This window comes from Marinobacter sp. (genome assembly GCF_040882185.1).
In the GTDB taxonomy this organism is placed as follows: domain Bacteria; phylum Pseudomonadota; class Gammaproteobacteria; order Pseudomonadales; family Oleiphilaceae; genus Marinobacter.
Genome location: NZ_JBBEBW010000001.1, coordinates 182,890 through 191,907, shown reverse-complemented (window position 1 = coordinate 191,907; position 9,018 = coordinate 182,890). Strand labels below are relative to the sequence as shown.

Annotated in this window: 7 protein-coding genes; 4 read left to right on the top strand and 3 right to left on the bottom strand. The window is 55.2% G+C overall.

Annotation, left to right across the window (positions count from 1 at the left end):
* Nucleotides 1–190 precede the first annotated feature (190 nt).
* Entirely contained in the window at nt 191–1,066 is an 876-nt protein-coding gene (locus WEB64_RS00915) for a PHP domain-containing protein (RefSeq protein WP_368061744.1), read from the top strand.
* Here the strand turns inward: WEB64_RS00915 and WEB64_RS00910 are convergent.
* Together WEB64_RS00910 and rne are read right to left on the bottom strand one after the other, a co-directional pair.
* Complete coding sequence (locus tag WEB64_RS00910; RefSeq protein ID WP_368062249.1) at nt 1,051–1,590, bottom strand: YecA family protein; 540 nt, start codon at nt 1,588–1,590, stop codon at nt 1,051–1,053. The genes WEB64_RS00915 and WEB64_RS00910 overlap by 16 nt on opposite strands.
* 74 nt (nt 1,591–1,664) lie before the next feature.
* On the bottom strand, nt 1,665–4,865 hold the full coding sequence (gene rne, locus WEB64_RS00905; protein WP_368061743.1) for a ribonuclease E: 3,201 nt from the start codon (nt 4,863–4,865) through the stop codon (nt 1,665–1,667).
* A gap of 604 nt (nt 4,866–5,469) precedes the next feature.
* On the opposite strand from rne, the gene rluC reads away from it, so the two are divergent.
* Genes rluC through WEB64_RS00890 form a run of 3 tightly spaced genes read left to right on the top strand, consistent with a single transcriptional unit; the run spans nt 5,470 to nt 8,290 of the window.
* On the top strand, nt 5,470–6,534 hold the full coding sequence (rluC, locus tag WEB64_RS00900; RefSeq protein WP_368061742.1) for a 23S rRNA pseudouridine(955/2504/2580) synthase RluC: 1,065 nt from the start codon (nt 5,470–5,472) through the stop codon (nt 6,532–6,534).
* Nucleotides 6,535–6,581: 47 nt separating this feature from the next.
* Nucleotides 6,582–7,229: an HAD family hydrolase gene (locus tag WEB64_RS00895; protein ID WP_368061741.1), complete on the top strand. Its 648-nt coding sequence runs from the start codon at nt 6,582–6,584 to the stop codon at nt 7,227–7,229.
* A gap of 47 nt (nt 7,230–7,276) precedes the next feature.
* Nucleotides 7,277–8,290 (top strand): S49 family peptidase, encoded by a 1,014-nt coding sequence (locus WEB64_RS00890; RefSeq protein WP_368061739.1) that lies wholly within the window; start codon nt 7,277–7,279, stop codon nt 8,288–8,290.
* Here the strand turns inward: WEB64_RS00890 and WEB64_RS00885 are convergent.
* Nucleotides 8,257–8,883, bottom strand: a complete 627-nt coding sequence (locus WEB64_RS00885) for a nucleoside triphosphate pyrophosphatase (protein WP_368061738.1) — start codon at nt 8,881–8,883, stop codon at nt 8,257–8,259. The genes WEB64_RS00890 and WEB64_RS00885 overlap by 34 nt on opposite strands.
* Nucleotides 8,884–9,018 lie beyond the last annotated feature (135 nt).

Sequence of the window (9,018 nt, the reverse complement as noted above, 5' to 3'; positions counted from 1 at the left end):
TGGGCCGGGCGGGCCGACATGCGTAGGGAAAGACTGTTGGGAATATCCTGGCTCATAATGGCGTAATACATTTCTCTGAAGGCTCCGGTCTTGGGGTCAGTACAGGTTGTTTTTAAGCTGGTACACTTAAAACGTGATTTTACAACAGGTCAGCTGTGCACTTGCAAGCTGACACCAAACTGGATATTACGTGACTATACTCCAAGCCCGACCCGCCTGCATTGATCTCCACTGTCACAGCCGTATTTCCGACGGTGCCTTAACGCCTCGTGAACTGGTATTGCGAGCTGAAGCCAAGGGTGTCACCCATCTGGCGTTGACCGATCATGACACCGTCGGTGGAGTGCAGGCAGCCCGGGTTGTAGCGGATGAAGTCGGTATAACGCTGATTACAGGCATCGAACTGTCCTGTGTCTGGAAGTCGCAAACTATCCATATTGTGGGGCTGGATTTTGATCCTGATCGCCCCGAATTCGCCGCAGCCATGACCGATCAGCACAACAACCGGTGGCGTCGCGCACGCACAATTGCAGAGCGACTGGAGAAACTTCGGGTGGATGACTTGCTGGGGAAGGCAACGGCCTTAGCGGACGACGATGTGCCAGGGCGGCCGCATTTTGCCAAAGCATTGGTGGAGGCAGGGGTAGTCAAGGATATGAACCAGGCGTTCAAACGCTATCTTGGCGCGGGCAAGCCTGGCGATGTAAAGGCATTCTGGCCGGAACTTGAAACAGTGGTTGGCTGGATTCATCAGGCCGGCGGCCTTGCAGTGATTGCCCACCCTAGAAAATATAAAATGACGGCGACCAAACTGAGATCCCTGGTATCGGATTTTGGTCGTTGTGGCGGGCGGGGATTGGAGGTCTCAACTTCAGGCCAGTCCAGTGGTGATCTGGGCTTCCTGGCGGAGCTGTGTCGGCGTGAAAAAATGCTGGCGTCCCAAGGCAGTGATTTTCACTTTCCGGGCGCCGCGTGGTGTGAGTTGGGAGTGATACCGGCACTGCCAGAAGGGTTGAACCCGATCTGGCAGCATTTCAGAACGCCGGTCGATCAGGCAGGTGCGTGAAACAACAGATAGAGGTCAGTTAATGATTCAGGAATGGCGTCTGCCATTTGCTGGGTCAACTGTTCGCTGTCTCTGACTTTCTGAAAATCCTCGTCATCGAACAGGCCCGACAGGGTCATCATCGGTACCAGTAAGTCTGCTGTTTCAGCTTCATCAAGCTCCAGCCAGCTCTCTTCGTGCTCCAGGAATGTATCGACAAAACCTGCACACCAGTTTTCGAGAGCGTTCATAGGGTCGCCGTCTTCCGGCTCCGGAAGCTCAAGAGACTGCCCCATATCCAGAGAATGGGCGAGAGAGTCTGCTAACCGTTGCACAAGAGCGTCAAACGAATTAGGTACTCCCGCCCCCGGCAAGGTATCCAGGCCGGTTGCCAGAAGAAAAACCTTGTCTGTCGAGAGTTGAACCGGCCCAACGACACTGGCGCAGACTACGCCATGAAGTCCGAAGAAATCGAGAGCATCTTCGCCCCAAGGTTCAGCGAACAGGATATCTTCAAGTGCTTCGATTTCAGCATCGGATAGCATTACGTTGCTCCTGGCGATCAGCCGTGGCAGTCGGTAAGCGGGAAGGGCCATAGGCGCCTCCCCGTATGGTTAGTCTAGGAGTCTTTTGGTGAGTCCTCAGACCCGGAGGCCTGACTTTCGGTCTTGGCTTCTGCTGCGGCTTTCTCGGCGGCCAATTGACGTTTTCGCACCTCTCTGGGGTCATTGTAGGCACGGCCAGGGGTGGTTTGCATAGCCAATTTTGGGTTCGATGCCTCGGTCGACTCAGCCTCTGTTGCCTGTTGTCCAGAGTCGGGTTTTTGCTCCGGTTCCGGCTTAGTTACTTGCGGGGGCTTTGTCTTTGCCGTCTCTTTTGACTGTGGAGCCTTAGTGGCGGGCTCAGATGTCTCAGAGGCTGCGACACCTGAGTTTGGCTGGTTTTCGCTGGCCGAGGCTTCAGGAGCAGTAGTCGTCTTGTCTGTGTTATTGGTGCTGTCTTTTGCAACCGCTTTCGAGGAAGGCTTTTTGCTACCCGCTTTGGGTCTGCCAGGCGCGCGAGGCTTCCGTGCAGCAGGTTTCTCGTGGGCTGCTTTTACTTGCTCGACGGTGCTCTCTGCTGCGACACCCTCTACGACAGTCTTCTCGCCTTCGGGAGCTGGGCTGGCCGACGGGGTTATTGGCGGTATTTGAGCCGGAGCTTCGGACGACTGACCTTCAGTTTCTTGCTCAGGTTCCGGGGCGGGCGTTTTGGCCGCTGTATCCGTTGACGGTTCCGCAGGTTGCGTAGCCGCCGGGGTGGTCTCAGGCTTCGCGTCGCTTTCTGCTTGCGCAGCCTCTTGCGGCGCTCCCTTTTCGCTCGGTGTTTCCGCCTGATCAGGCTTGGCGACCGGGGCTACTTCCGGCTTTTCAGCTACTGGTTTTTCGCTGGCAGTAGAATCAGCCGTCGCCATAGCGGCGCTCGCTGCTGCAGATGACGCCTCGGTTTTTGCGGTATCACGACGCTTTTGCGGCTCTGCTTTCGGCGCTTCCTGATTTGTGTTGCTGGCAGCCGGGCGCGGTTTGTCTGCAGTCTGGTCGGTGGTGCCTTGACTCTCTGCGGAACTTGGCTTGCGGTCGGCCGGATTGCTCGCCGGTGCCTCTACCGGTGAACCATCACGGTTGCGCTGGCGACGGGGCCGGCGGCGCTTTTCATCTCCACTGGACTGGTCATTGCGATTTGCCTGACCCTGTTCACGATTACCCTGGGGCTTTCGTTCCGAATCACGACTGGCCGCAGGCGTGCGTTCTTCCTTGCGGGCAGTTTCCTTGCGACCGCTGTCGGCACTCGACGTTTGGGCTGCGCTTTGATTTTGGCCCTGGCTTCGGCTCTGATTACGGTTGTCGTCCCGGTTGCTACGGCCGCGGTTGCTGCCATCGCGTCCACCCCGGCTCCTATTACGGCTGTCATCGCCACTGCTCCCCTGCGGACGACGTTCACCGCTGCGGTTATCAGGACGGCTATCGCCCCTGGCAACTCTGGATTTGCGACGTTCCTGTCTATCCTGTGTGCCTCGCTCACTCTGAGCAGGACGCACAGGCTGAGCTCTTTTGCGCGGGGTTTCTTCTTCGCCGCTGAAGAAGTTGGATATTTTCCGAGACAGTTTGGCAAAGAGGCCTTCGTCTTCCTCGGTCTTGCTGGGTGTTGGTTGGGGTGTCGATGCAGGGGAGGCTGTAGGACGAATCGCTTTTACAGCGGCTTCTTCACGGACCGGTTCCCGGCCTGCGGGCGTCTCGATGGCTTCCTCTTCCCGAACCGAATATTCCTGAGCTACCTGGTAACTGGAAGTACGCTCCGCACCTGATTCATCATCCCGCATCCGCAGGATTTCAAAGTGCGGTGTTTCCATATGAGGTGCAGGAACAATGACTATTTCAACTTCCTGGCGCGCTTCAATGTCCGCAATCTGCTTGCGTTTTTCGTTCAGCAGGAAGGTTGCGACGGAGATCGGCACAATGGCTCGCACTTCGCCGGTTTTATCTTTGGACGACTCTTCGTAAATGAGGCGCATGATGCTCAGCGCAAGGGATTCTATGCCGCGAATGGTGCCCTGTCCGTCACAGCGAGGGCAAACTTCCGAGCGCGTCTCACCGAGAGAGGGGCGAAGACGTTGTCTGGACATTTCCAGTAAGCCAAAACGTGAAATTTTCCCGACCTGTACCCGGGCGCGATCAATTTCCAGTGCTTCGCGAACTTTCTGTTCTACGTCCCGTTGGTGGCGGGCAGGCGTCATATCGATGAAGTCGATGACGATCAACCCACCCATATCGCGCAAGCGCAGCTGGCGGGCGATCTCTTCGGCTGCTTCGAGGTTGGTCTGCAGCGCGGTTTCCTCAATGTCGTGGCCTTTAGTGGCCCGTGAGGAGTTGATATCAATCGAGACCAGAGCTTCGGTGGGATCGATGACAATGGAGCCACCGGAGGGAAGTTTGACTTCACGTTGGAAAGCGGTCTCGATCTGGCCTTCAATCTGGTACCGGCTGAACAGGGGGATTTCATCCTGATACAGCTTGATCTTGTTTTCGAACGAGGGCATTACCGCCCGGACAAAGTTCAGGACATCCTCATAAACTACCGACGAGTCTATGAGCACTTCGCCGATATCCTGGCGTAGATAATCGCGAACAGCGCGGATGATAACGTTACTTTCCTGGTGGATCAGGAACGGCGCCTTGCGCTCGCCTGCAGCCTGGCTGATGGCCTCCCAGAACTGAACCAGGTAATCCAGATCCCATTGCAGCTCTTCTGCAGTGCGGCCAATCCCTGCGGTCCGGACAATAATACCCATGGATTTGGGAACCTGAACACCGCTCATGGCTTCCTTGAGCTGGGCTCGTTCTTCACCCTCAATGCGGCGGGAGATGCCACCGGCGCGCGCGTTGTTGGGCATCAGAACCAGATAGCGACCAGCCAGGGAGATAAACGTGGTAAGGGCTGCGCCCTTGTTGCCGCGCTCTTCTTTATCTACCTGGATAATGACTTCCTGTCCTTCGGACAGCACTTCCTTGATATTGATCTTGCCTTCAATCTGACCCGGGGACTTCTTGAAATACTCTTTGGAAATTTCTTTCAGCGGCAGAAAGCCGTGGCGATCAGCCCCGAAATCCACAAACGCGGCTTCCAGGCTCGGTTCCACCCGGGTAATGCGGCCTTTGTAGATGTTGGATTTTTTCTGTTCGCGTGAACTGGATTCGATATCAAGATCGAAGAGACGTTGTCCGTCAACGAGGGCGACTCGCAACTCTTCAGGATGAGTTGCATTAATTAGCATTCTTTTCATGGAAAGTCGTGTTTCCTGTCATTAAATGAAGACAGAAAACCGGGTTAAGCGTACCTGCGAAGTATAACCTGCGTGCCACCGGCGATTCAGCTGGCGGCCAGACGAATCAGAGGGGGGCGGGGAAACGACCCGCTCGTCCGAAAATACCGTAGACTGTCCTGCTGCTTAGAAACAGGGGATGGTCTTTGGAGTTCTTTGTCTGTTGACGCATGTTGTCCGATTTCAAATTCACACTGGCACCTGGGTCTCACGTCGTATTCGTAAGCTGGACGGCCCGGCCCTGCGTGTTAATAGTGATTCTTCGAGATATCGCCCGTCGGTTTTCCGTACGGTTATTTTAAAACTCTGGTCCCGGTTACTCTGCTGCGCCCTGTATCGGGCGAGCTGGCTTGCGTCGGGACCACTGAACACGCCATCGCCTTTACTTATCGGGACGCTGGCGTTCAATCTCTTTAATAGTGTCGGTATACTTCATCCGCTCCGGCGGTTGGCAGTTTGGCCATGCCGTAGACAAACGGAGAAGCTCGCCGGAATATAGCAGCAAATGTCTGGCTCATCAATCCCGCGCGCACGCTGGTCGGCGCGCCTGTAACTACCTGGTGTTATGTTCGATCATAAACGCAAACGAACTGGTACGAAGCAATCCAAGCATCGGTCCGGTCAGCATTCAGTCCCCAGGCCTGCGGTTTCTCTGGATGTACCTGCGAGCGGGGTTTCCGGTGAGTACCGCAGTGACGTTCAGCTCGTGACCGTCGATCAGGATAGCGCGGGTCAACGCCTCGATAATTTTCTGATGGCACGATTGCGAGGTGTGCCCAAAAGTATGATTTATCGCGTTATTCGTAAGGGTGAAGTGCGTATCAACAAAGGGCGTACCCGTCCGGATTCAAAGCTGAATGCCGGAGACCAGGTCCGCATCCCTCCGGTCACACAAAAACTTAAAGAAACGAAGCCTGCGCCCGGCACTCGGGTTCAGGGGGTGATGGAGGCCGCTATTGTGTTTGAGAATGATCAGATGCTGGTGGTAAACAAGCCATCAGGTATTGCTGTTCATGGCGGGAGTGGCCTTAATTTCGGTCTTATCGAGGTATTGAGGGCTGCCAGACCCCAGGCGAAGTTTCTGGAGCTGGTGCACAGACTCGACCGGGACACCTCCGGCCTGGTGATGGTTGCCAAGAAGCGTTCGGCGTTGCGATTCCTTCAGCAGGAGCTGCGGGAGAAACGTATAAGGAAACACTATCACGCGCTGGTGGCTGGCGACTGGTCCCAGACTTGCGAGCGGGTTGAAGAGCCGCTGTTACGTTTTGAACTCCCCAACGGCGAGCGTCGTGTCCGTGTCGATGAGGCTGGCAAAGCCTCGCTTACACTGTTCCGGTTATTAGAGTCCTTTAGTGGGTATAGTCTGGTACAAGCCTCACCCGTAACCGGTCGGACCCATCAGATACGGGTGCACAGTGCCTGCGCAGGTCATCCGATTGCGGGCGACGATAAGTATATGGATGATGTCAGTCTCAAGGCTTTTCGCAAGGCTGGCGGAGCACGGCTCATGTTGCATGCTTTCAGGCTGCAGTTTGCATTGCCTGTGACTGGAGAGCCGATGGATCTGAAGGCATCCTACGACGAAGCGTTTTCAGCGTTTCTCTCCCATTTGGGAGGGCGTGAAGGCTAGCAATAATAGTAGTGGCAGTAGGGCATACAACGGAGAGTCGAGCAGTTATGACAATTAAAGTCGCAATATTTGATTGGGATGGCACGTTGGTGGATTCGGTAGAGCATATTGCCGGGAGTCTGCATCAGGCGGCCACCGAGCTTGGTTATCCTGCCCTGGAATGGGATGCCTATCGAAATATCATCGGTCTGGGTATGGTCGAGGCGCTGGAATCGCTCTACCCCGGCATTACCCACGCGGAGATGAAACGTCTTCGGGAAGGCTACGGGCGGTATTTTTTTGCCAAGGTCACCACCCCTCACGAGGTGTTCGCGGGCATGGCTGAGGTTTTGATTGATCTCAAAAGCGCTGGCGTAGGCCGCGCTGTAGCAACCGGTAAAAGCCGTCGAGGCCTCGAAGGTGCTTTGGTCTCGAGTGGTCTGGGTCCGCATTTTGATCTCACGCGGTGTGCGGATGAGACGCGGTCCAAACCCGATCCGGCGATGCTGGCTGAGATTATTGCGTTTTATGGGATACGCCCTGAAGAAGCCGTCATGATTGGCGATACGATTTATGACATGGAAATGGCGCAGCGTATCGGTATGCCTGCAATCGGTGTTGATTGGGGTGTGCATGACGAAGCTACAATGTCGGTCTACGAACCGAAAGCGGTGGTGACCTCTGTAGCAGAGCTGCGGCGCCAGTTGGGGCTTTGAAGGGTTCTTCAGGCTTATAGTCTTTTTAATTGATCAGGATCGCTTAAATGTCAGATTGGGAATCGGGTCATAAGCCGGGTTGGGACAGTAAATCTGCTCCGCCCTCGTCAGCCGTGAAGGAGCCGGAGTCCCGGCGCGACTGGAAGCTGATTGAAAAGTTGGTGATGTCTTTACAGTCAGAACAGCGCAAGAGTCGGCGTTGGGGAATATTCTTCAAGCTACTCACTTTTTTCTACCTGTTTGCGATCCTGTTGATGTTCAAATTTCCTTTTAGTAGCGGTCTCGATTCTGCCACCTCGGATCACACTGCAATCATTGAAGTGAATGGTCCGATCGCCTCAGATACCGATGCCAGCGCTGATAATATCGTGGGTGCAATGCGCCAGGCATTTGAGAACGAGCGGTCGAGGGCGGTCCTGCTGCGCATTAACAGTCCGGGCGGGAGCCCTGTGCAGTCGGGTTATGTTTATGACGAGATTAAACGTCTCAGGGCAAAGTATCCGGAGAAGAAACTGTATGCCGTTATTTCTGACATTGGCGCGTCAGGTGCCTACTACATCGCCGCCGCCGCGGATGAAATATACGCAGATAAAGCGAGCCTGGTAGGTTCAATCGGTGTCGTGTCCGGAGGGTTTGGATTTACGGGTGTCATGGATAAGCTAGGTGTTGAGCGGCGTCTTTATACTGCTGGCGAAAACAAGGCCTTTCTGGACCCCTTCTCGCCCGAGAGCGAAAAGGAGGTTAATTTCTGGGAGTCGGTTCTTGCTACAACTCATGCACAGTTTATAGAGCAGGTTAAGGCTGGGCGAGGGGATCGGCTCGCGGATGATGAGCGTCTTTTTTCCGGTTTGATCTGGACCGGCGAGCAGGCGGTCGAGCTTGGCCTGGTGGACGGCCTCGGTAGTTCAAGCTACGTGGCCCGGGAAATCGTTGGTGAAGAAGAATTAGTGGATTACAGCCGCCGCAGTTCACCCTTCACGGAGCTGCTGGATCAGTTTGGCGTCTCGGTAGGCAGCGGAATAGTTGATCAGATAGTTGAATCGCGACTGGAGTTGCGATAGGCCGCGGCCAGAGGCTTCATGCCCCAGGCGATCAGTAGATCGGTCAGGGCTATCAGGGGTAATCCGATCAAGGCGTTCGGGTCTCGACCTTCGAGGGCGCTGAAAAGGGATATCCCGAGCCCCTCTACCTTGAAACTACCGGCGCAATCGTAGGGCTTCTCGATTTTAAGGTATTGGTCGATATCCTGGTTGGTAAGTGATCGGAAATGAACCTTGAAAAGTTCGCATCGGGTCTCTATTCGTTCGGATGCAGAATCCAGCAGTGCCAGACCGGTGTGGAAAGTGACGACCTGGCCGCTGCACGCGCGTAGCTGAGCCAGTGCCCGAGTATAATTGCCGGGTTTACTGAGTTGGACACCGTCCGGAAGGGCCGCCGCCTGGTCAGATCCGATAATCCAGTGGTGCGGAAACCGCCTGGCCAGCGCTTTCGCTTTTTCTTCTGCCAGGCGGGTAACCATGGCGGGTGTGGACTCCCCGGGGTGGCGAGCTTCATCGATATCCGGGCTGGCTGTGACAAACTTCAGGCCGAGCTGGCCCATAAGTGCCTTTCGATATGGTGACGATGATGCGAGTACGAGTTGTGGGTCCAGCATGTACATCCTCCCTGTCAATAGAGGTCATCATAAAGGGATTGGCCGCAGGCGCGGAAGGATTTCGCAGTAAGGAGATGGGTAAAAACACGTAATTAATGGCGTCAATGGTTCAAATTCTGACGAAGTCTTTGACAG